The organism is Granulicatella sp. zg-ZJ (genome assembly GCF_010892355.1).
Classification (GTDB): Bacteria; Bacillota; Bacilli; order Lactobacillales; family Aerococcaceae; genus WM01.
Genome location: NZ_WNJY01000004.1, coordinates 50,516 through 74,570, shown reverse-complemented (window position 1 = coordinate 74,570; position 24,055 = coordinate 50,516). Strand labels below are relative to the sequence as shown.

The following is a 24,055-nucleotide window of genomic DNA, read 5'->3' as shown; positions in this document are numbered from 1 at the left end:
TACTGACGTGATGTTTTCAATAAAAAATCGTCATTTTAAAGTCATCGTACTTTAAAACAACGATACTGATCAGAAAACAGCAAAAAGACTACAAAGATTAGGAATGGTAGAATTTTTGTAGCCTCATCGCTATTATGATAAGTTGAAAACACATCGTTGTGCTCTTTTATTCTACTATAAAATAGTAATCATTTCAATATAAAACGTTACATTTCATAAAAATTCCGTTTTGCAAAAAATAAAGCGTTTTTCTTTGACTTTTTGATGTTATAAGGTATACTTATTTATATAAAGTATCGGTAGGTGAGACTACCACAGGGATACGGATTACTACCGCAAAATAGTGGAGACACTATTCGTTGGTCAGCAGTGATTGTCGTTAAGGCGATGACTAATGTAATTTCATTGCCCTGTGATGTTAAAGCTTGAACGATGAATATGGCGCTATTTGTCATCTTATTGTCGTTCGATAATAAGATTTTTTTATTTTTTAAGGAGGTGAGGAAAATGCCAGATGATGCATACAACAAGCAAGATGATGTTTTTAGGTGCCTACATAAAATGGCATTTTCCTGCCATTTTGTAAGCATTTAAAACTAAAATAGACTATATTGAGGTGAAAAAATGCAAACAATTAAAGAAAGAATGCTTCTAGCATTAACACAACCTATTCAAGAGGTTTATCGTTTATTTGACACAACGTCTACTGGATTGACGGACACACAAATAGAAAACAATCGCGAAGAATATGGTAGTAATATTATTACAAAGACAAATGAAACACCTTTATGGAAGAAAATATACGAATCTATTATCAATCCGTTTACGATTATCCTTTTAGTGATTGCGTTTGTCTCACTTGTGACGAATGTATGGCTTGCACCAAGTGGAGAAAAAGATCCAACAACATTTATCATCATTATTTTACTTGTGCTGTTATCAGGTGCTATTCGCTTTATTCAAGAACTCAAAAGTGATAAAGCATCTAGTAATTTATCTCAGCTCATTATCAATACAGCTACTGTTATCAGAAATGGGAAACAATTAGAAATACCGATTGATGATTTAGTTGTGGGTGACATCATCAAATTAAGTGCTGGAGATATGCTGCCTGCTGACGTTTTATTATTAGAAACAAGAGATTTCTTTGTGCAACAATCTAGTCTAACTGGTGAAAGTGATGCGATTGAAAAACGTGCTCTCCTCTCTCCTATGGATACCGTTGATACTTCGTTACTGGAAATAGAGCATTTAGCATTTATGGGAACAAATGTTGTCAGTGGAAGTGCTACTGCTTTGATTTTAGCGACCGGAAATGACACAATGATTGGAAGTGTTGAACAAACATTACAAAATATTGATGAACCAACAAGTTTTGAAAAAGAAATGAATAGTATTTCTTGGTTACTTATTCGATTGATGCTTGTTCTTGTTCCGGTTGTCTTTGTCATAAATGGGCTAACAGATGGAGATTGGATTGAAGCAGGTGTCTTTGCGTTAAGTGTTGGTGTAGGACTAACTCCTGAGATGTTGCCAATGATTATTACAGCTAGTTTAGCTAAAGGGTCTATAATTATGGCAAAAGAAAAAGTTATCATCAAAAAACTAAATGCCATTCAAGACTTAGGTGCTATTGATATTTTATGTACAGATAAAACAGGAACATTAACACAAGATGAAATTATTTTAGAATATCCTTTAAATATTCATGCTGAATTAGATTTAGACGTCTTAGAACAAGCCTATTTAAATAGTTACTATCAAACAGGATTAAAAAATTTACTAGATCATGCCATTATTCAGCGAACTGAAAAAGAATCATTAACACATGAACATTTACAAAATTTAAACACTTACTATGCCAAAATTGATGAATTACCTTTTGACTTTGAGCGTCGTCGTATGAGCGTTATTGTTAAAGACAAAAAAGAACATATTCGTATGGTAACAAAAGGCGCTTTAGAAGAAATGTTATCCATTTCTTCTTATGTACAAGATAGTGAAAACATTATTCCTTTAACAGAAAACGTACGTGAAACAATTTTAAATGAAGTCGATAAGTTAAATGAGCAAGGTCTACGTGTTTTAGGAGTTGCCTATAAATCTTATGAAGATATTCATGCTTTCACAACAGAAGATGAATCAAATATGGTGTTAATGGGTTACTTAGCTTTTCTTGATCCACCAAAACAATCTGCTGCTCCTGCTATTCAAGCATTGCGCGAGCATGGAGTTACAACAAAAATTTTAACAGGTGATAATGAAAAAGTAACCAAAACAGTTTGTGAAAAAGTAGGACTTGATGTCAATCATATTCTGCTTGGTTCACAAATCGAACAAATGGACGACGCTACATTAGCAGGCTTAGTTGAAGAAACAACGATTTTTGCTAAATTATCTCCTGAACAAAAAGCACGTATTATTCGCTTGCTTAAAGAAAAAAATCATAAAGTAGGCTACATGGGAGATGGTATCAATGATGCTTTATCTATGAAAGTTGCCGATGTGGGTATTTCTGTTGATACCGCTGTTGATATCGCCAAAGAAGTGGCTGATGTTATCTTATTAGATAAAGATTTATTAGTTCTTGAAAAAGGACTAATTGAGGGACGTAAAGTCTATGCGAATATGACAAAATATATTAAAATGACTGTTAGTTCAAACTTTGGTAATATTTTCTCACTTTTATTTGCAAGTGTCTTTTTACCATTTCTACCAATGGCACCCATTCATTTAATCGTTCTAAATTTAATCTATGATTTAAGCTGTATCGCATTACCATTTGATAATGTTGATACATCATTTTTAAAACAACCACATACATGGAGTGCAAAATCAATTACTAAATTTATGGCATGGATTGGACCAGTTAGTTCTATTTTTGACTGTTTAACATTTATACTACTCTTTTATGTCATTGCACCAACCATGACTGGCTTTTCCTACCATGAATTGACAAATCCAACATTATTCATTCTCATTTTCCAAACAGGTTGGTTTATTGAATCTATGTGGTCACAAACAATGGTTATTTATATGCTACGTTCACCTAAATTGCCATTTATCCAATCAAAACCTGCTTTATCAGTGTTAATTACCTCACTTGTCGCTGCATTGACATTAACAGCACTACCTTACACACAATTAGCAGGCCCATTGAAATTAGTACCACTACCTCTATCTTATTATATTGTACTCATTGTTATTCTTGCTTTATACATGGCTTTGGTAACAATCGTAAAATCACTCTATATTAAACGTTACCGTGAGTGGTTATAATCTATTGAAATAGAAACCAGCTGAAACGATACTATGAAGTGTCGTTTCAGCTGGTTTTTATTAGTCAAAAAGACTTGAAATGAACACTTTTAAGAAATTAGTTTCAAGTCTTTTTCTATTCAGAAACTCTTTATATGAAATTACTAATTTTCCATGCTTTTCACTTTTAGATTCGACTCTTTTTGCTATATGATATTTTTCCATAATGTTGTTTATAAACGAGATTTTTTAATTTGTTCAAAAAGAGTTTCTTGTACTTTTTTAGACCACATGCCTTTCATTGTTTTATCTATTTTATCGCTAAGAAACACTAATTTTTTTGTCATATCATCTAATATTTGTTCTAACTCACATTGATAGTCTATCTTTATTGCTTGTTTCATGTGATACATTTCATCAATATAAAACGTAGAGATAATCTGTCGTTCTAACATTTTTTGAAAAAGTGTCATATCTGTAATATGTGTGTCTTGAAAATTTTGTTGAATAAAGACATCTAATTTACTTTCCAATTTTATTCTCCTTTTTCTATTTCTCACTAGTTTTATTCCATTGTTGATATAAGCGTTGTTTTTCAAGAGTATATAAATCATCAATCTTATACTGATACATGTGATAAAAAGTTTTATCACAATTTCTAGCCTTTAAAATTGCTAACATCTGTTCTCTTTTTTCGTCTAAACAAGCTAATCTTTCTTGAAAATATGTATCGTTATCTACCACTACTTAAATACTCCTGTAAATTGTGCATCTTGTGCCACTTTTTCTTGTATTCCTTTTTGTATCGCATGCTCTAATAATACACACTCTTCTTGAAACCGTTGGTATTGTATTTGTTTATTTTTAAAAAACATACTTAAATCCTCCACAATCGTTTGATAAGTAACACCATTTTCTTGATAACATTCTACAATCTCGTCATATAATAAACCATGACGGAATGATTTTGACAATAGACCATGCCACTCATCAACAACTCTTTGCTCATATCGTCGTGTTAACATCTCGATTCCCATATACGCTTCTTGTACAATATTCTTTATTCCTTTAGCAATAATACTTGCCTGTTGAGTATCTAAAAACACATATTCTTCACTACTTAATCCACTTTGTACAAATTTCTCTGCTAAAACATGTAAATGTATCAACTCTTGTAAATAAGGTGTTTGAAAAACGGTCATCGTCTGTCCTTGTTTATTAATCAATTGATTTTCATCATTAAATTGCCACATATTCAAATCATGTGCATGACTTGATATACCATAATCAATATAGATGGCTGTACCTGTTTGGTTGCCCGTAATATTTCCAATCACATCATACGGATTTCGATAATTTTTAAACTGTTCTTTATACATTCTCATATATGCAATCTCTTGTTTTGAAATAAGTGGACTAATATCTGGTCCATTAAAACCAATGTTCATATACCCACATTTTAAAGCAACATACATCGCTAAAGACTGCCCCAACGAATGTCCTGTCGTTGTTATTGTCGCATTTGGAAAATGTTCTTTGATACGCTGTTGAAAAGAAAGTGCCGTTTGAAATTGACTAGTGGTAACATAGGGATAATGCTGATCTTTTTGATGCGTTACCAATAGTGCATCATTACCGTTGATAAAGCTTTGTACATCAGTATTTGTATCGTGTATATCATCAGTATTTGTACCTGCATAAGCAATGACAATACGCTCATAGTCATTTAATGGAGAAACAGCCATCGCTTGCATACCATTTTCTTGATTATCCTGTATGTCTAACACTTGATAAGTTTGATGAAGTATTAGCGTATCTCCTATATCAACACGCTTTCTACCTTTTTTGCTTTTATCAACATGATAAACAATATCTGCCAAACTTCTAAAATCACTATCTGGTACCATCTTTACTCTCCTAAATAATAAATAATTTGAGGGATTTGCTGTTGGGACGATAATGTCTTAAATGGCAAATTAAAATCTTTTTTATAAAATAAACTATCAATCTTTTTTCTATCCGGACTAAACTCTACACATACTGTATAAGTATCATTAATTTTTATTTCCGTATAGATATATCCTACTTTCCAATCATACGCATAATGGATAAATTCGATTTTTTTAATCATGTCATACTGATGTATCAAATGATTTGCTATGATAAATTGATTGATACATTTGTCTTTCACACTCATTCCTTTAATACATAAAAAGCATATCATAAAAACGACTATCCCTAATATCACTTGTTTTTTGTAATATATTTTTCTTTCTTTTTGTACAATCATCTTAGTTAATAATCGCTCTTTCTTTCAAACTAATATATGTTTTTTGCCCAATAATTAAGTGATCTAAAACTGATACACCAATCATCTCTCCTGCTGAAACCAATCTTTTCGTAAACAAAATATCTTCATGAGATGGTTCTGGATGTCCACTTGGGTGATTATGTGCAATCAGAATACATGTTGCTCCATATTTTAATGCCAATGCATAAATATCTCTTGGATTAGCAATACTTCTATCTGCTGAACCAATAAAAATATTTTTCTTTTGAATAATTTCATGCTTCGTATTTAAAAATAAAACAGCAAGATGTTCTTGCGTTAATCCATTCATATGATGCATAAAATAATCCGCCGCTGTTTGACTAGAAATGATTTTTCCTAATTTTAATTGTTGTGCTGTAACAAGTCTAAATCCTAGTTCAATAGCTGCTTTTATTTCAATCGCTTTTACGAATCCAATCCCATTGATTTCTTTTAATTCTTCAATAGTTGCTGATTTCAATTGATATAAATCTTCAAAATGGCATAACATATCACGTGCTACTTGTAAAACAGTTTCATCCTTTGTGCCTGTTCTTAATAAAATCGCTAATAATTCATGGGTTGCTAGCGATTGTTCGCCGTATAAAAGTAGCCGTTCTCTAGGTTGTTCATCAATCGGTAACTGTTTCATCATCTTCTTTCTCATGAAATCCCTCCACACATACTATATGCAAAAAACTTATTTTTTTGATAAAATTTTTATCATGATTTAAAAAGAGCTAAACCAAAATAATCGGCATTTTTAAAATAGTAAAGAGGCTTGAAAACAACCTGTTCAACAAGTTGTTTTCAAGCCTCTTTTTGAGTCATCTTTTCATTCTATTTTTGGCTTGATTTTATCCTTTCAATTTTGATAAATCAATTTTAAAAGTTGTTCCATCTTTTTCATTACTTGTCACACTAATTTTCGTATGGTGCATCTTAGCAATCGTATCGGCAATGGATAAACCTAAACCATATCCGTGTGTTTCACGTTGTCTAGAGTCATCAATACGGTAAAAACGTTCAAATAAACGTTTTAATTTGTCTTGCGGAATGACATCTCCTTTATTTTGTACACTTAAAACGCCTTGCTTTGTCACAGTGATCCTTATTTTTTCTCCTTTTGGAGAATATTTAATCGCATTATCTAATAAAATGACAATGAGTTGTTTTAAATGAGAAGCTTCTCCCACAATAGAAATATCTTCTGAAATAGATAATACTAATTCTTTTTCTTGTTCAAACGCCACAGATTCTAAAGGCAATACCACTTCATACACTAAATCGGATAATGAAAGTGATTGAAAAACAGGTTTTTCTTTTGTTTGGTCATTTTTAGCTAGAAATAACAGGCGTTCAATCAATTCGGTCATTCGCCTTGATTCATCTTGAATATAGTCAATCCATTTCATTTTTGATTGTATGGTATCATTTGGATAATCTTTTAAAATTGCAGCATTCGCTAAAATAACGGCTACTGGTGTTCGTAATTCATGTGAAGCATCTGATATGAAATCTTTTTGTTTTTGCCACGTTTCTTCAACTGGGCGCATTGCCATACTCGATAAAACGGTACTACTTATAAAAACAAATAGTAAAGCAATCGTACCTATCTTCATAGCTGTTACTAATGTTTTTTGATTATTTTCAATTTCATGTGTAATAAAAGCAAATGCGGTATATCCGTTATTTTTCATATAACGAATATGATGATTTTCAAAAACAATATCTCCCTTACTTTCTTGGGCAACCGACATGATTTCACTAAAATTAACGATTTGTTCTTCAGCATTATAAGTAGACGCAATAATAGTACTTCCGTCATTACTAATTTTAAATGTTAGTAATCCATCCGTTTTCATAATGTTGATACCTAATGGTGAATCCAATGATTTTTTCAACGCATCATGAACACGTTCATTTAATTGATTTGAAACACTATAATAAAGTCCTCCGATAACAACTGTTACGATAATACTGAAAATACTCATCGTATAAAAAATAAATTTGTACTTTAATTTTTTAAGCATCTTTTTTTACTCTCATTCTTTTTCTTCTAAAAAATAACCTACTTTTCTAGCTGTTGAAATTGTCACACGGCTAGATAGAAATTGTAATTTTTTTCTTAAAAAAGAAATATACACTTCAACATTATTATCTTCGGCATCAGAATCAAATCCCCACACCCGAGAAATTAAGTCTTCTTTTGGCATAATTTGATTTTGATTGATGAGCAATAGACGTAAAATATCAAATTCTTTTGGACCTAAACGTACCGATTTACTACCACATTCTAATACTTGTGTTTTTTGTGATAATGTAATATCGACAAAGGAAATATCATCGTTAATAATATCTCCTTTACGTCTGGAAATAGCACGAATACGTGCAAGTAATTCTTCTTTTTCAAATGGCTTTGTTAAATAATCATCAGCACCACTATCTAGTCCTCTTACTTTATCTTCCACTTGATCTTTAGCTGTTAACATTAAAATGGGGGTAGCATTATGTTCTTGACGTAAAAGTTTTAATACTTGAATACCATTTAATTTTGGCAACATCATATCCAATACAACGGCATCATATGTATCCGAAGTAATATAATCATATGCATCTTGTCCATCATATACAACATCAACTAAATGCTTTTCTTGCTTTAAAATTTGGACAATCGTATCAGCCAATCTTTTTTCATCTTCTACAACAAGTATTTTCATTTTTCGTACCCTCCCATTTTCTTTCTATAATCTATTATACACGTCATTCCTTAAAATAACATGAAAAAACACATACAAAAATTCACGAAAAATATTCATATACGTAGATATTTTTTATGAATAGCATTAAAAAGTAGACTTTTTGTTCTACATATTAAATAACACGTGCATATTGACAATATCTTTAAAAGATTATACTAGGAAAGACCATTAGAAATTCTGAACAGTTGCACTTTCAACATACTGTATATTGTACCCAAAAGTCACTTTTTGGTTTTTACAAAGAAGAGGTACCTTAACATTTAAAAATGTGAGGGTACCTCTTGCTAATAGCTTACATATCCTTTAATTTTCCTCTGAATTGTTCAATAGATGTGTAACCTTTTTTCTTCATAATAATACTTAATTCTCGGTTTAGTCTATCAAAAACACCTAAACCTTCTTTGTATAATTGTGTGCCAACAGCAACAAGACTTGCTCCACATAATAAGTGTTCAAAAACATCTTGTCCTGTTAATACTCCACCTGTCCCAATAATTTGAATGCTTGGATTTAAACGTGTATACAAGGCACGCACATTTGCTAAAGCGGTTGGTTTGACATACGCCCCACCAATTCCTCCAAAACCACTTTTCGGTTTAATGACAACAGATTCACTATCCACATCAATGTATAAACCATTTCCTATGCTGTTAATGGTGTTTACATAAGCTAAGGGAAATTGATTTAAAATTGTAGAAATGGCATCAAAATGTGCCATATCAAAATAAGGTGGTAATTTGACACCTAGTGGCTTTGTAAAAAATGAGAAAACATCTGATAATAATTGATGTGTCAATTCAAAATCATAGGCAATTTGAGGTTTTCCTGGTAAGTTTGGACACGATAAATTAAATTCTGTCATGCCTTGATAATCACTTTCTTGAACTTTTTTCAAAATAGAAATTGTTTCTTCATAACTCATTCCCACGACAGATAAAAAACATGGTTTTTCAGGATGTGATTTTTCGTACTCAATAACATAATTTAAATAGACATCAACACCTAAGTTAGGTAATCCCATAGAGTTAATACTACCTAGTGGTGTATCAAAATAGCGTGGTGTTGGGTTTCCTTCTCTTTCATGCAATGTAGCTGTTTTTGTTACAAAAGCACCCGCTTGACTTTGACTTAAAGCATTTAAGTCCTCTACTGTTAAACAGTGAATGCCTGAAGCATTCAATAAGCAACTATTCAGTGTGTAATCTTTAAATGATGTTGTTGTATTCATAAAATCCTCCTATAAACGATTGTAGGCAATTCGCCCTTCAACAAGTGTCAATACTGGTATACCCGTTACTTCTTCGTTTGCATACGGTGTATTTCTTCCTTTGGATAAAAAGTTTGTTGGATCTATCGTTTCTTTTTTGTTTAAATCAATGACTGTTATATCGGCAGGGTAACCAATCTCCAATGTTCCGTATGGTAAATCAAAAATTTTTGCGACATTTGTACTCATTTTATCCACTAAGAAAGATAAAGAGAAAATACCTGTCTTAACAAAGGCTGTATACAATTGGCTAAAGGCTGTTTCGCAACCAACAATTCCAAATGCTGCTTGTGTCATAGACACTTCTTTTTCCTCTGTCGTATGCGGTGCGTGATCTGTGGCAATAATATCAATCGTACCATCTAGTAAACCGTCTATTAGTGCTTGTCTATCTTCTCTTGCACGTAACGGTGGATTCATTTTCCATAATCCATTGTCACATGGAATATCATTCTCATCGCTTAATAAATGATGTGGACAAACTTCGCATGTGACATGGATACCATTTTGTTTTGCTTCTCTTACTAATCGAACAGACTCTTTTGTAGACACATGACAAACGTGATAATGACAGCCTGTTGCTTCAGCAAGAAGTATATCTCTTGCGATTTGTACACTTTCACAAACAGACGGAATGCCTGGTAAACCTAATGCAATGCTTCTTTGTCCACAATGCATACAACCACCTCTAATCAATGAATTATCTTCACAATGTGCCACAATTGCTTTATTGAGAAACGCTGCTACCTTCATTGACTCAAACATCATATTAGCATCTTGAACACCTCTACCGTCATCACTAAAAGCAAAAACATAAGGTGCTAATGCTTCAAACTCTGCATATTCTTGTCCTAATTCATTTTTTGTAATAGCTCCATACGGTATCGCACGAATAACAGAATCTCTTTCAATAATATCTAGTTGCTGTTTTAAATGTTCGTATGTATCTGGAACAGGATTTAAATTTGGCATTGGCATTACCGTTGTAAATCCACCTCTTGCTGCTGCTCTGGAAGCATGATAAATGGTTTCTTTATGTGTAAAACCAGGTTCTCTCCAATGCACATGAACATCAATAAATCCTGGAGAAATAAAACACCCTTTCACATCAATCACTTTATCCGTTTTAGATACTTTTATTTCTGGTGATATTTCTTTAATTTTTCCGCCCTCAATAGCAATATCATAAGACATAAGTGTATCTTGTTCTAAGACTGTTCCATTTTTTAAAATCAGCATAACAAACTCCTTTTTATAATTGGTTTTCGGTAATCACTTTTTCCAGAATAGCTTGACGCATAAACATACCATTTCTCATTTGTTCAAAAATACGTGATTTTGGTGCTTCTACAAGCTCATCTGCAATTTCAACATCACGATTGACCGGTGCTGGATGCAATACAATGGCATGCTCTTGCAATTTTCCATAGCGTTCCATTGTTAATCCGTATGCTCTATGATACGTTTCTGGAGAAAAATTGTATAAAGTATGTCCATGTCTTTCATGTTGTACACGTAATAACATACATACATCAACTTTTTCAATCACATCGTCAATATCAACAAAAGTACCTACTGTTTCATCTTTCCAATGATCTGGTGCAACAAAGGTTACATTTGCTCCTAATCGACTTAAAGCAACTGCATTACTTTTCGCCACACGAGAATTTTTAATATCTCCAGCAATAACAATGTTTAACCCTTCAAAATAACCAAATTCTTCATAAATCGTCATTAAATCTAATAAGCATTGTGACGGATGTTGCCCCGTTCCATCTCCCCCACTAATGACAGGAATAGATAAATTTTCTAATTGTTTATAATATTCATTTTCACTATGTCGAATCACTAATAAATGGCATCCAATCATTTCAAGAGTTTTACATGTGTCATATAGTGTTTCCCCTTTTTGAACAGATGATGTACTTACTTCAAAAGGAACAACTTTAAGACCAACTTCTCTTTCTGCCACTTCAAAACTAACTTTTGTTCGAGTTGAATTTTCAAAAAATAAATTAGAAACGTATAAATCAGGTCTTTGTAAAACAGGCGCACCATTTTTTAATTCAATAGCACGTTTGACAAGTGCAAATACTTCTTCATTGGATAATGTTTCCATTGTAACTAAATTTTTCATGTGTTGACAGCTCCTTTTTATTTTTATATAAGCACCAAAAAATACCTTGTAGTCATTAAGACCACAAGGTATGACAAAATGGGTGTACAAAAACACCGAAAAATCAGTTCATTGTTCATCTCTTGTTAGTCTCTCTGGACTACTTTAAAAAGATTTCTTTTAGTTGGGATTATTCTATCACTAATTGAGAAGAATGTCTAATATTTTCTAAATCTTTTTTGTCTATCTTGTTTAATTTCTTCAGGTGTTAACTTTTCATAAAAAGTTAGTACCTGTTTTATTTCAGAACGCACGTCTTCAATCACTTGTTCTTTTGGTCTTAAACGGCGTTTGGCTTTTCCTAGCGTTTCTTGGAAAATACCGTCAATAATATTTAAATCAAGTAGACTATCCGGTGTTAATTTCATCATATCTGCTGCTTCTGCACTTTTAGATGCATCTTTCCATAAAATAGCAGCAAAACCTTCCGGAGAAAGTACCGAATACATACTATGTTCTAACATGTATACTTTATTACCCATGGCTAAAGCCAACGCTCCTCCGCTTCCACCTTCTCCGATAATAATCGTTATAATTGGAACCGTTAATTGACTCATCAGTACCAAATTTTGTGCGATAGCTTCACCAATACCTCTACTTTCTGATTCTGAACTACAATAAGCTCCTGCTGTATTGACAAATGTAATAATCGGTCTTTGAAATTTTTCAGCTTGTTCCATTAACCGATACGCTTTTCGATAACCTTCTGGTAAAGGTGAACCAAAATTACATGCCATATTACTTGCTAAATCATGTCCTTTTTGTGTCCCAATAATAGTCACAGGTTGCTCATCAAAAAAAGCAATGCCTCCCACAATGGCTTGATCATCAGCATAGTATCTATCACCTTTTAATTCAATAAACTGATGAAACAATGCTGCTATCCACTCTTTTGTGGTCATTTTTTGTGTATCTCGAGCTAATTTAACAATATCACTTGCTTTTTTCATGACAACCTCCCGTACTCGTATGTATAGACAAAACAGTACCTAAAAAAGAACGCAATGCTTCTCTTTTGACAATACAATCAATAAAGCCATTCTTTTGCACTTGTTCAGCAGATTGAAAATCATCTGGAAGTTTCTCTTTGATTGTTTGTTCAATGACACGTTTACCAGCAAATCCAACCGTTGCTTTTGGTTCAGCAACAATCATATCTGCTTCCATAGCAAAACTTGCTGTAACACCACCTGTTGTTGGATCTGTTAATACAGCCATATAAAACAAACCAGCTTGTCCATGATTGGATACCGCTACACTCACCTTGGCCATCTGCATTAAAGATAAAATACCTTCTTGCATTCTAGCACCACCAGACGCACAAAATAAAATGACAGGAAGATTTTTTTCAAGTGCTTGTTCAAAAAGATATGTAATCTTTTCACCGACATTACTTCCCATACTACCCATAATGAAATGGGTATCCATAATACCGATAGCAACTGGCAATTCATTGATACATGCCTGCCCTATAAGCACTGCCTCGTCGAGTGCTGTTTTTTCTTGTAATGTTTCTATTTTTTCCTCATAAGCAGGAAAATCAAGTGGATTTTGAATAGAAAGTTTTGGCAACCATTCACAAAAACTATTTAAATCAACGGTTAACGCCAATCTTTCAAAAGCAGATAAGCGAAATGGATAGTGACATTGTTGACAACATTTAAAAGGTTCTATATCCGGCAAATAAAAAATATGATGACAATGTGGGCATTTTCCCCACATACCGTCAGGAATACTCATCTGTCTTTTTTCAATATCTTGTTTAGACGGAATAGAAATATATGCTCGTTTTCTAAATGGTTTCATAGACTACTCCTATTGTGACTTTTGTATAGAGTGCTTTTTATGGAAAGTTTCCAAAAACGAACGTTCCAAATACTCTATATCAAAGCGGTTTTCTAAAAATGCTTCATCTTGTAAAATGGCTTCTTGAAAGGTAATGTTTGTATCAATACCTTCAATAAATAATTCACTTAATGCACGCTGCATTTTTCGAATAGCTTTTTCTCTCGTATCATCTTTTACGATAATTTTAGCAACCATGGCATCATAAAATGGTGGAATTGTATACTCTTGATACATCGCTGTTTCAACACGCAATCCATTGCATCCACTTGGAAGATTTAAAAAAGTTAAAGTACCACAACTTGGCATAAAATGTTTACTCGGATTTTCAGCATTGATACGACACTCAATCGTATGCCCTGTCAATACAACATCTTTTTGTTGAACAGTTAACATCTCTCCACCTGCAATACGTAATTGCCATTTGACAATGTCTATATCTGTTGCCATTTCAGTAACAGGATGTTCCACTTGAATGCGCGTATTCATTTCCATAAAATAATAGTTTTTTTCTTCATCTACTAAAAATTCAATGGTTCCCGCATTCTCATAGCCAACATAAGTAGCAGCTTTCACAGCACTTTCACCCATTTTTTCTCGAAGCATAGCGTCTAAATAAGGTGATGGACTTTCTTCTAATACTTTTTGATGATGACGTTGTAAGGAACAATCACGCTCTCCTAAGTGAATAACATGTCCATGTTTATCAGCCAAAATCTGAATTTCTATATGTCTAGCTGGAGAAATAATTTTTTCAAGGTACATTCGATTATCGCCAAACGCAGCAAGAGCTTCTGCTTGTGCTGTTTGAAATGCTGAAACTAATTCATCAGATGTATACACTTTACGCATTCCTTTTCCACCACCACCTGAAACAGCTTTTAGCATAATAGGATAGCCAATTTCATTTGCCCAATGAAGTGCATCCTCAGTATTTATTAAAGATTTTGGACTACCCGGAATAACAGGAACACCTGCTTTTTGCATTGTTTCTCTAGCGTTTGCTTTATTACCCATTAAGTCAATAACCGATGCTGCTGGACCAATAAAAGCAATATTCAATTCTTGACACATTTTAGCAAAATCAGCATTTTCAGACAAAAATCCAAAACCTGGATGAATAGCATCTGCACCAGTGACAATCGCCGCACTTAAAATGGCTACTTTATTTAAATAAGATTCACTAGATTTTGCATTTCCCACACAAATTGCTTCATTTGCCAACATAACATGTAAGGCATCTGCATCTGCTTTTGAGTAAATCGCAACTGTTTCAATACCTAGTTCATGGCAAGCACGGATAATTCGTACAGCAATTTCACCACGATTGGCAATCAATACTTTTTTTATCATACCTTACCGTCCAATAATAAATGTCATTTCTGCTTCACATACTTTTTTATCGCCAACAAAGGCTTGTCCAAAGCCAATACCTGCGTAAGATTTTAATTTAACAATATCTACTTGTAGACGTAACACGTCACCTGGTACAACTTTTTGTCTAAATTTGACTTTATTTAACCCACCTAAATAAGCTGTTTGCCCTTTAAATTCCTCTTTTTGTAATAGCGGAATTGACCCAGCTTGTGCCAATGCTTCTACAATGAAGACACCCGGTAAAACAGGTTCTCCTGGAAAATGCCCTTGAAAAACTTGCTCATTTATTGTTACATTTTTTGTACAAACAACACGTTCTCCTGGAATAAGTTCATCAACACGATCAATGAAAAAAATAGGAAAACGATTTGGAATAATATCCATTACTTCTTGTGCTGTTAAGACTGTCATATTCTTACTCCTTATAAAATTCTAAATAGAGGTTGCCCAAATTCAACAATTTGTTGATTATCTACCATTATCTCTGTGACAACACCTGCAACATCACTTTTAATTTCATTCATAATTTTCATTGCTTCAACGATACACAATACATCACCAACAGCAACTGTATCACCAACTTGTTTAAAAGGGGATAAATCTGGTGCTGGCGATAAATAAGCAACACCGACTAATGGACTTTCAATAATATTTCCTTGAGAAATAGCTTGTGTTGGTATCGTTTCATCATTTGTCACCACAGATATTTCTTGTTTGCTATCAGTTTGTGTTTGATTATGTGACAATGGTGCATGTACTAAATCCGCTTGCTCTCTTTTAGATAAAGTGATGTGCATATCATCTGTTTTGATGTCAACATACATCATCTCTGATTGATTCACTAATTGAATTAACTCTTTTATCTTTTCAAAACTCATCATGAATACTCTCCGATGCTTTTATTTTATCTCCCACTTTTTAAAACACAATACGGCATTATGTCCACCAAAACCTAATGAGTTACTGATAGCATAGTGTGCATCACATGCACGTGCCTTATTTGGAATATAGTCTAAATCGCATAATGCATCTGCTTCTTGATAATTAGCTGTTGGTGGCAATATACCTTCTTGCAATGCTTTGACACATGCGATGGCTTCCACAGCACCAGCTCCCCCTAGTAAATGTCCTGTCATACTTTTTGTACTTGAAATCGCCAATTTATAGGCATGATCTTTAAAAGCATATTTAATGGCCGTTGTTTCAGCACTATCATTTGTCGGTGTACTTGTTCCATGAGCATTTACATAGTCGATATCACAAGGTTGAATACCTGCTTCTTCTATTGCTAATAACATTGCTTTCCCAGCACCACTACCGTCAGGTGTTGGCGCCGTCATATGATAAGCATCTGCATTGCTACCATATCCAACCACTTCAGCATAGATAGTTGCTCCACGTTTTTGAGCATGCTCTAAATTTTCTAATATTAAAATACCGGCTCCTTCTCCCATAATAAAACCGTTTCTTTCTTTATCAAAAGGTATAGATGCTCTATCTGGATTTTCACTTGTTGATAAAGCTGTTAAAGCCGCAAAACCTGCAATCCCAATTTCACAAATTGTTCCTTCACTACCACCAGCAATAATAATATCCGAATATCCATGTTTAATATGACGGTATGCTTCACCAATAGCATTCGTTGAAGATGCACATGCTGTAACAATATCTAAGCAGATTCCTTTAGCACCATATTTTATAGCAACATTTCCTGAAGCCATATTGCCAATTGTTAGTGGAACGAATAATGGTGGAACACGTTTAGCACCTTTTTCATGCATTTTAATAATGCCTGCTTCCATGTCATCTAATCCACCAATACCAGAACTAATCATAACACCTACTCTATCAACATTCGTTTGTTGTGATAAATCGCTTAAACCTGCACTAGATAATGCTTCTGCAGTTGCCGCAATCGCATATTGAGAAAAAAGAGCCATACGTTTATATTCTTTTCTATCCATTGTTAAACTAGGATCAAATGCTTTCACTTCTGCAGCTAATGTAACACCTGTTTGACTCGCATCAAATTTTGTAATAGGTGCAATCCCATGTTTTCCCTCTTTTAAGTTTCTCCAATACGTTTCCACATCATTTCCTAGGGGTGTAATTGCCCCTAGACCAGTGACTACAACTCGATTCATATTCCTTCTCCTATTTTCTTTGATATTCAAAGTATTTAATTATATTACATGTACATACCGCCATTAACGGATAACACTTGTCCAGTTACATAACTTGCTTTAGCTAAATAAACAGCAGCTTGTGCAACTTCTTGTGCTTGTCCAATTCGTTTTAACGGAATAGTATCTATCATTGCCTTTTTTACATCTTCATTTAAAATATCTGTCATATCTGTATCAATATAACCGGGAGCAATCACATTACATGTAATACCACGAGGTGCTACTTCTTTAGCAACAGCTTTAGACAAACCAATAATACCTGCTTTTGATGCTGCATAATTTACTTGTCCAACATTACCTGTTAATCCAACAACGCTAGAAACATTGATAATACTACCAGAACGTTGCTTTAATAAAATTGGTACAGCATGTCTTATCATATTGAAGGTACCTTTTAAATTGATATTTAATACATTATCAAAGTCTTCTTCACTCATACGTAATAATAACTGGTCTTTTGTAATTCCTGCATTATTCACTAAAACATCTAATGAACCAAATGTTTCATGAGCTATTTTTATCATTTCTTTTGCTTGATTAAATTGGCTTACATCTCCTAATACAACGGCACATTGAACACCGTAAGATGTTATTTCTGAAACAACATCCTCCGATACATGAGAACGTGCATTCAAAATAATATTAGCACCTTCTTTGGCAAAAGAAATGGCAATTTCTTTACCAATTCCTCGTGAACTACCTGTAATAAATACTGTTTTTCCTTTCAATGACTTCACTCCTCTAACGCATGAATAGCATGTTCAAATGATAATACATCTTCAACATTCATCACATGAACATTTTTATCAATTTTTTTAATAAATTTACTTAATATTTTTTTAGGACCAATTTCCACAAATGTTGTCGCACCTAAACGTATCATTTCTTGAATGGAGTCTTGAAAATAAACAGGATTTTCTATTTGTTTTGTTAAAACATCTGGAATAGAGAAAGAACGTATATCTTTAGCATACGTATTACAAATAACTGGTATAATCGGTTCATGAAATACTTCTTTTTCTAAAAATGGGCGTAATAAAACAGAGGCTTCATGCATCAGTTTTGTATGGAATGCACCACTCACAGATAAAGGTAAGTATTTCATCCCTCTTTCCGTTAAAAGTTGTTCCATAAGTAGAATACCTTTTTCTTCTCCAGAAATAACAATTTGTCCTGGCATATTATAATTTGCCGGAGCAACATAATAGGTACTTGTGTCACAAACTTGTTTGCATAGTGCTTCAAGTTCTTCACGTGGCATATTCATTACGGCAAGCATTTTAGATACTGTTTGTTGACTGACTTGCTCCATAAATTGAGCTCTTTTTTGTAAAAGTAACAATGCCTTTTCAAATGATAAAGTATTCGCACAAACTAAAGCACTGTATTCACCTAAACTTAGTCCTGCAACGATATTTGGTTGAATACCGTGACTAGAGAATAAGTGTGTTATTGCAACACTCATTGTGAAAATTGCTGGTTGTGTATAATAGGTTTGATTTAATTGTTCTTGTGTTAAAGATAAAATATCATAACCTAATAAGTCTTTAGCTCTATCATATATTTCTTTTACTTGTGGATATTTCTCATATAAGGTAGATCCCATTTTTTCATATTGAGCTCCTTGTCCACTAAAAACAAATGCTAATGTCATATTATTTACTCCAATACTCAATTTGTTTTTGAATAGTTTCTGAACATTCCCGCATATAGTCTTGAATAATATCATGACATGTCTGTTCTTTAGAAATTAGACCAGCAATTTGCCCTGCCATCATAGATCCTCTTATTTTATCTCCCTCTACAACAGCACGTCTTAGTGCACCTCGTGCCATATTTTCTAAACGTTCAAAGTCAGGACTCTCTTTGCTTGTTTCTTCTTTTTCTGCTTGTAAATATTCTCTTGTTAATTTATTACGTAACACACGAACAGGATGTCCCGTTAATTGCCCTGTAATAACTGTATCAATATCTTTTGCTTTTAAAATGGCTTGCTTAAAATTGGCATGAGCATTCGATTCTTTTGCGACAACAAATCGTGTTCCAACTTGTATACCGCTCGCTCCTAACATGTAGGCGGCTGCCATACCTCTACCGTCGCCAATACCTCCAGCAGCAATGACTGGTACACTCACGGCATCGACAACTTGTGGTAATAGTGCCATTGTTGTCGATTTTCCAATATGGCCACCTGCTTCCATTCCTTCAACGATAATAGCATCTGCTCCGTCGTTTTCCATACGTCTAGCAAGTGCAACAGACGCAACAACTGGAATAACAATAATACCCGAAGCTTTAAATTTATCCATATATTTTCCAGGGCTGCCTGCTCCTGTTGTGACAACTTTTACACCAGATTGACATACCACATCAACAACCTCTTGTACATGAGGATTTAATAACATAATGTTCACACCAAATGGTTTTGTCGTTTTTGCTTTTATATCAGCTATTTTTTCGGCAACAATCTCAGGGGTATCATGTCCTGTTCCAATAATGCCCAATCCTCCTGCATTTGATACAGCACTCGCTAAATCAGCATCAGCTACCCAAGCCATTGCACCTTGAAAAATAGGATATTGAATATTTAAAAGTTTGCATAAATGACTTTGCATATAACGCTCCATATATTTTGATATTCAAAGTATCTGTATAAAAATTCTTGTATTATCGTCAAATAACACGATATAACAAAGAACTTATTAGTTATTTAATTGTTCTTCAACATAAGCAACTAAATCAGATACTGTTTCAATATTTTCATCTGTATCAATTTTAACATCAAATGTGTCTTCAATATCGTTGATAACTTGGAATAAATCTAAACTATCTGCATCTAAATCTGATTTAAAGTTTGTTTCTAATGTTACTTCATCTTTTTCTTTATCTAATTGCTCCACAATAATATCTTGAATTTTTTCAAATGTTGTTGTCATAATGTATTCCTCCAAATTTATATATTTATAATAAGTGTTCCCCATGTTAAACCTCCACCAAAACCAGTCATCATAACTGTTTTCGTACCGTCTAAACAAATATATCTAGTTTGACATAATTCATCTAATAAAATCGGAATACTTGCCGAAGATGTATTACCAAGACGGGAAATATTCATTGGAAATTTTTCAATGGGTTGTTTTAATTTTTTTGCAAATATGTCAATCATTCGTGCATTCGCTTGATGACACACATAATAATCAATCATGTCTGGTTTTAAAGACGTTTGTTGTAATGCATCTAGCATCTCTATTGGAACTTGTTTCGTTGCAAAATTAAAAATAGCTCTTCCGTCCATATCTAGTGCATGGTGTTTACTGTCAATCGTACATAACGCATTTTGCACAGGCTGCTCATTTGCTGTTAATGCTTTATAATGTGCGCCATCACTATTTAACGAGGCGTACATAATACTATTTTGACTGTCTTTTTTCAAAATCACACAGCCTGCACCGTCACCAAATAGAACACTCGTTTTTCTATCAGACCAATCGACCATTTTAGACATCACTTCTGCTCCAATGACCATACCATATTCACAAGATTGTGTATGAAACATACTGTCTGCAATCGTGAGTGCATAAATAAATCCACTGCACGCTGCACTTACATCAAAAGCAAATGCATTGATAGCACCTATTTTTTCTTGAATTAAACAGGCTGTACTTGGACTTATAAAATCAGGGCTCATTGTCGCAACAATAATAAATCCAATCTCTTCAGGTGAAATATCTACTTTTTCCAAAGCGTTAAGAGCAGCTTTAGCTCCTAAATCTGATGTGTTCTCATCTGTTGCAATATGTCGTTTTTGAATACCTGTTCGCTTATAAATCCATTCATCACTTGTATCAAGAAAGTTTGTCAAATCGTCATTTGATAAACTTGTTTTTGGTAAATAGGAACCTGTTGCAATAAGTCTTGTTCCCATATTATTTTTTTGAGTGTAACTGTTCTTGTTGCTTGTTTTGTAAAAAGTGATGTAAGTTTTCAAGTCCCATTTTTAAGATTTTGACATCTTCTGAATTCATACCTTTTAATGTTTCTTTTACCATTTCACGATGAAATTTGTCGTGTAAACGATAAAGCAACTTACCTTTTTTTGTTAAACCTAAACGAACAATGCGTTTATCTTTATCACGTCGAATACGCTCCACATAGCCTTTTCTTACTAGTGCATGAATGGCCACTGTTAACGTCCCAACCGTAATATTGAGTTTATTAGCTACTTCCGTAGATGTTGGTTCATCATATAATGTAATTGCTTCAATGGTATGCATTTCTTTAATGGATAAATCTGAAAATTGGCTCGTTTTTAATGCCGTTTCTTCAATGTTTAAAATTTCATTAAAGACTTTGACAAGATAACTATTGATTACATCTGTTTCAGTCAACTCAAATACTCCTTTACTCATGATATATCATACCAAATACTTTGAAACTCAAAGTTATTTGATGTTCAAAGTATATTAAAAAATAATCTATCTGTCAACAAAAAATATATTACATATAAAATAGTAAATATATTAATTGAGTTAGAAATCATCTATTCACATCATTATCAGATATATTCAATATTTTCAATAAATACTCTGTATAATTTTCATCACAAAATACTTTCTTAAAATCATCTTTTAATTGTTGTCCTCTACTTTCAAAATATTCATCAACATTTTCAGATGGATTTCTAAATATTTCATTTAAATAAAAATAATATTCTTTATTTTTTTTCATTAGTTCTCTCTTTTTAGAAAATTCCGCTATTTTATATTCCTCTAATCCATTTAAATCCCTAGATATTATCGTCAAATTAGATAAACGATTATCCTTTTTCTTAGCTTTAGAAACAATATGTTCTATTTCCCATTTATATGCATTAGAATCTGATTTTAATATTTCACTAAAATCTATTGTTGCATTACCATAATATTTTTCAAGTGTAATTAGAACAAATCTTGTAAAACGTTTGTTCTTTATTTTATAAAAATTACTTACTCTATCAATTTTTTCTATATAAAATTTCAATTTAATGACATCACTACCAGGTATTTGTCTTGTTGTATTAAAAAAATCTTTCCAAACACGTTCACCATATATTGATATAAAATTATTTTTAAATTTATTTTCCATTTATATTCACCTCATATAATAGATACACATACTTTAGATAAATTTTGAATATTTATAAATGATATAATATAACAGTACTATATATCTTTTTAGATAAAATGTATAGATAGTAAATAATATTCCACAAAAAATATATCTATAGTTCATATCAACTAACACTATTTTTTATTGATACTTACTCTGATTTATGCTGATACACAGAAAATGTTGCATCTAGTAAAGTCTTTGTATAAGGATGTTGTGCTAAATGTAATTCACTACTCTTTAAAATTTCCACAATCTCACCTTGATACATCACAAGTATTCTATCTGTCATTTGTTTCACAACAGCTAAATCATGACTAATAAAAATACTTGCCATTTGATACATTTGATGCAGTTGTTTGAGTAAATCTAAAATATTCTTTTGAACAGAAACATCTAAAGCACTCGTTGCCTCATCATAAATAACAATATCTGGATGAATAGAAATAGCTCTAGCAATCACAACTCTTTGGAGCTGTCCTCCACTAAGTTCATGAGGAAATGCCTCTAAATAGGATTCATCTAATCCAACAGAGGTTAATAATGTCTTTGCTGTTTGCTTTGCTTCTTCTCGGGTTTGAATACCATAATTGACTAAACTTTCAGATAGAAATGTACCAATACGCATTCTTGGACTAAATGCAGCTAAAGGATTTTGAAAAACCATTTGAATATGTTGACGATACTCTCGCATTTGTTTAGCATTAAACGTTGTCACATCTTTATTCTTATACCATATTTGTCCTTTTGTCACTGAATGTAAACCGAGTAGCACTTTTGCCAATGTACTTTTACCACTGCCACTTTCACCAACAATTCCTAGACATTCATTTTGATGTAAAGAAAAAGATATTTGTTTTAAAGCGGTATAATCCTGTTTGTTTTTAAATATTTTATCAACATTTTCAACACGTAAAATCATATCTTTATCCATTCTCTACCTCACTCAAACTTGGTGTTGCCTCAATTAAAGCTTTCGTATACGCTTCTTTTGGTCGATAAATAATATCATCTCTATTTCCATACTCGATAATTCGTCCGTCTTTCATCACAGCTATTTTATCACTCAAATAAGACGCAACACTCATATTATGCGTGACCATTAAAATAGCTGTTTCCTCTTTGGATAATTGAATAAAATGTTTCACAATATCTGCTTGTGTCGTTACATCTAAGGCACTCGTTGGTTCATCTGCCAATAATAATTTTGGTTTAAATGTTGTTGCCATAGCAATAGACACACGTTGCTGCATGCCTCCACTTAATTCAAATGGATAAGCATTTAATACTCTATCTACATCGCATAAATGTACTTTTTCTAACATCATTTTCTGTATGTGTTTTTGCTCTTGTTTATCTATTACACCGTGCAAACATAAATATTGTTCATATTGTTTACCTATTTTTTTCATCGGATTGAAAAAAGCACCCGGATTTTGAAAAATCATCGTCATATCTTTTCGATTCACACGATACATTGTTTTATTTTCATGGAGAGGTGTTTCTTCTAAATAAATCGTGCCCGTTTCTATTGTAGCCGTTGAATTTAATAAACCGGAAATCGCACTTAATAAAGTGCTTTTACCACTACCACTTTCACCAACGACTGTTAAAATTTCTCCTTTTTTCAACGATAAATCCACATGCTGTACGACACATTTTTCACCATAGTAAATAGACAGATTTTCTATTGACATAACATTTTTACACATAACATCCCTCTAA

General features: G+C 32.9%; 26 protein-coding genes and 1 riboswitch. Of the genes, 1 reads left to right on the top strand and 25 read right to left on the bottom strand.

Annotation, left to right across the window (positions count from 1 at the left end):
- Positions 1 to 288: 288 nt before the first annotated feature.
- Positions 289 to 445: riboswitch (M-box (ykoK) riboswitch) on the top strand.
- Between the two features lie 179 nt (positions 446 to 624).
- The gene (mgtA, locus tag GMA11_RS02250) at positions 625 to 3,279 is read left to right on the top strand and encodes a magnesium-translocating P-type ATPase (RefSeq protein ID WP_163545590.1); all 2,655 of its coding nucleotides are present in this window, start codon (positions 625 to 627) and stop codon (positions 3,277 to 3,279) included.
- 212 nt (positions 3,280 to 3,491) lie between these two features.
- On the opposite strand, the gene GMA11_RS02245 is transcribed toward mgtA, so the two are convergent.
- The 25 genes from GMA11_RS02245 to GMA11_RS02125 all read right to left on the bottom strand — a co-directional run bounded on the left by GMA11_RS02245 (position 3,492) and on the right by GMA11_RS02125 (position 24,027).
- On the bottom strand, positions 3,492 to 3,791 hold the full coding sequence (locus GMA11_RS02245; RefSeq protein WP_163545589.1) for a hypothetical protein: 300 nt from the start codon (positions 3,789 to 3,791) through the stop codon (positions 3,492 to 3,494).
- A gap of 16 nt (positions 3,792 to 3,807) precedes the next feature.
- Positions 3,808 to 4,002: a hypothetical protein gene (locus GMA11_RS02240; RefSeq protein ID WP_163545588.1), complete on the bottom strand. Its 195-nt coding sequence runs from the start codon at positions 4,000 to 4,002 to the stop codon at positions 3,808 to 3,810.
- The gene (locus GMA11_RS02235; protein WP_163545587.1) at positions 4,002 to 5,165 is read right to left on the bottom strand and encodes an Mbeg1-like protein; all 1,164 of its coding nucleotides are present in this window, start codon (positions 5,163 to 5,165) and stop codon (positions 4,002 to 4,004) included. Before GMA11_RS02235 ends, GMA11_RS02240 begins: the two co-directional genes overlap by 1 nt.
- Positions 5,166 to 5,167: 2 nt before the next feature.
- Complete coding sequence (locus GMA11_RS02230; RefSeq protein WP_163545586.1) at positions 5,168 to 5,548, bottom strand: hypothetical protein; 381 nt, start codon at positions 5,546 to 5,548, stop codon at positions 5,168 to 5,170.
- Position 5,549: 1 nt separating this feature from the next.
- Positions 5,550 to 6,236, bottom strand: a complete 687-nt coding sequence (gene radC, locus GMA11_RS02225; protein ID WP_163545585.1) for a DNA repair protein RadC — start codon at positions 6,234 to 6,236, stop codon at positions 5,550 to 5,552.
- Positions 6,237 to 6,426: 190 nt separating this feature from the next.
- Complete coding sequence (locus GMA11_RS02220; RefSeq protein WP_163545584.1) at positions 6,427 to 7,602, bottom strand: cell wall metabolism sensor histidine kinase WalK; 1,176 nt, start codon at positions 7,600 to 7,602, stop codon at positions 6,427 to 6,429.
- 12 nt (positions 7,603 to 7,614) lie between these two features.
- Positions 7,615 to 8,289, bottom strand: a complete 675-nt coding sequence (locus GMA11_RS02215) for a response regulator transcription factor (RefSeq protein ID WP_163545583.1) — start codon at positions 8,287 to 8,289, stop codon at positions 7,615 to 7,617.
- 334 nt (positions 8,290 to 8,623) lie between these two features.
- On the bottom strand, positions 8,624 to 9,559 hold the full coding sequence (locus tag GMA11_RS02210; RefSeq protein WP_163545582.1) for a dihydroorotate oxidase: 936 nt from the start codon (positions 9,557 to 9,559) through the stop codon (positions 8,624 to 8,626).
- 9 nt (positions 9,560 to 9,568) lie between these two features.
- Positions 9,569 to 10,837 carry a dihydroorotase gene (locus GMA11_RS02205; RefSeq protein WP_163545581.1) on the bottom strand — a complete coding sequence of 423 codons (1,269 nt, stop codon included), beginning with the start codon at positions 10,835 to 10,837 and terminating at the stop codon, positions 9,569 to 9,571.
- Positions 10,838 to 10,850: 13 nt separating this feature from the next.
- Entirely contained in the window at positions 10,851 to 11,735 is an 885-nt protein-coding gene (locus GMA11_RS02200) for an aspartate carbamoyltransferase catalytic subunit (protein WP_163545580.1), read from the bottom strand.
- A 197-nt stretch (positions 11,736 to 11,932) separates the two neighbouring features.
- Positions 11,933 to 12,724 carry an acetyl-CoA carboxylase carboxyl transferase subunit alpha gene (gene accA / locus GMA11_RS02195; protein WP_163545579.1) on the bottom strand — a complete coding sequence of 264 codons (792 nt, stop codon included), beginning with the start codon at positions 12,722 to 12,724 and terminating at the stop codon, positions 11,933 to 11,935.
- Positions 12,708 to 13,580 carry an acetyl-CoA carboxylase, carboxyltransferase subunit beta gene (accD, locus tag GMA11_RS02190; RefSeq protein WP_163545578.1) on the bottom strand — a complete coding sequence of 291 codons (873 nt, stop codon included), beginning with the start codon at positions 13,578 to 13,580 and terminating at the stop codon, positions 12,708 to 12,710. The genes accA and accD overlap by 17 nt, the downstream gene beginning before the upstream one ends.
- A 9-nt stretch (positions 13,581 to 13,589) precedes the next feature.
- Positions 13,590 to 14,972 carry an acetyl-CoA carboxylase biotin carboxylase subunit gene (accC, locus tag GMA11_RS02185; RefSeq protein ID WP_163545577.1) on the bottom strand — a complete coding sequence of 461 codons (1,383 nt, stop codon included), beginning with the start codon at positions 14,970 to 14,972 and terminating at the stop codon, positions 13,590 to 13,592.
- A gap of 3 nt (positions 14,973 to 14,975) precedes the next feature.
- Entirely contained in the window at positions 14,976 to 15,407 is a 432-nt protein-coding gene (gene fabZ, locus GMA11_RS02180; protein WP_163545576.1) for a 3-hydroxyacyl-ACP dehydratase FabZ, read from the bottom strand.
- An 11-nt stretch (positions 15,408 to 15,418) separates the two neighbouring features.
- Positions 15,419 to 15,877, bottom strand: a complete 459-nt coding sequence (accB, locus tag GMA11_RS02175) for an acetyl-CoA carboxylase biotin carboxyl carrier protein (protein WP_163545575.1) — start codon at positions 15,875 to 15,877, stop codon at positions 15,419 to 15,421.
- An 18-nt stretch (positions 15,878 to 15,895) separates the two neighbouring features.
- Positions 15,896 to 17,140 carry a beta-ketoacyl-ACP synthase II gene (fabF, locus tag GMA11_RS02170; RefSeq protein ID WP_163545574.1) on the bottom strand — a complete coding sequence of 415 codons (1,245 nt, stop codon included), beginning with the start codon at positions 17,138 to 17,140 and terminating at the stop codon, positions 15,896 to 15,898.
- Positions 17,141 to 17,184: 44 nt separating this feature from the next.
- Positions 17,185 to 17,910, bottom strand: coding sequence for a 3-oxoacyl-[acyl-carrier-protein] reductase (fabG, locus tag GMA11_RS02165; protein ID WP_205422860.1), 726 nt, complete (start codon positions 17,908 to 17,910; stop codon positions 17,185 to 17,187).
- Between the two features lie 5 nt (positions 17,911 to 17,915).
- Positions 17,916 to 18,836, bottom strand: a complete 921-nt coding sequence (gene fabD / locus GMA11_RS02160; protein ID WP_163545572.1) for an ACP S-malonyltransferase — start codon at positions 18,834 to 18,836, stop codon at positions 17,916 to 17,918.
- 1 nt (position 18,837) lies between these two features.
- Entirely contained in the window at positions 18,838 to 19,797 is a 960-nt protein-coding gene (fabK, locus tag GMA11_RS02155; protein WP_163545621.1) for an enoyl-[acyl-carrier-protein] reductase FabK, read from the bottom strand.
- 87 nt (positions 19,798 to 19,884) lie between these two features.
- Positions 19,885 to 20,118 carry an acyl carrier protein gene (locus GMA11_RS02150; RefSeq protein WP_240328858.1) on the bottom strand — a complete coding sequence of 78 codons (234 nt, stop codon included), beginning with the start codon at positions 20,116 to 20,118 and terminating at the stop codon, positions 19,885 to 19,887.
- Positions 20,119 to 20,135: 17 nt separating this feature from the next.
- Positions 20,136 to 21,107: a beta-ketoacyl-ACP synthase III gene (locus tag GMA11_RS02145; RefSeq protein ID WP_163545570.1), complete on the bottom strand. Its 972-nt coding sequence runs from the start codon at positions 21,105 to 21,107 to the stop codon at positions 20,136 to 20,138.
- 1 nt (position 21,108) lies between these two features.
- Positions 21,109 to 21,591: a MarR family winged helix-turn-helix transcriptional regulator gene (locus GMA11_RS02140; protein WP_163545569.1), complete on the bottom strand. Its 483-nt coding sequence runs from the start codon at positions 21,589 to 21,591 to the stop codon at positions 21,109 to 21,111.
- A gap of 127 nt (positions 21,592 to 21,718) precedes the next feature.
- On the bottom strand, positions 21,719 to 22,306 hold the full coding sequence (locus GMA11_RS02135; RefSeq protein ID WP_163545568.1) for an HNH endonuclease domain-containing protein: 588 nt from the start codon (positions 22,304 to 22,306) through the stop codon (positions 21,719 to 21,721).
- A gap of 175 nt (positions 22,307 to 22,481) precedes the next feature.
- Entirely contained in the window at positions 22,482 to 23,264 is a 783-nt protein-coding gene (locus GMA11_RS02130) for an ABC transporter ATP-binding protein (protein WP_163545567.1), read from the bottom strand.
- Positions 23,257 to 24,027 carry an ABC transporter ATP-binding protein gene (locus GMA11_RS02125; RefSeq protein WP_205422859.1) on the bottom strand — a complete coding sequence of 257 codons (771 nt, stop codon included), beginning with the start codon at positions 24,025 to 24,027 and terminating at the stop codon, positions 23,257 to 23,259. The genes GMA11_RS02130 and GMA11_RS02125 overlap by 8 nt, the downstream gene beginning before the upstream one ends.
- Positions 24,028 to 24,055 lie beyond the last annotated feature (28 nt).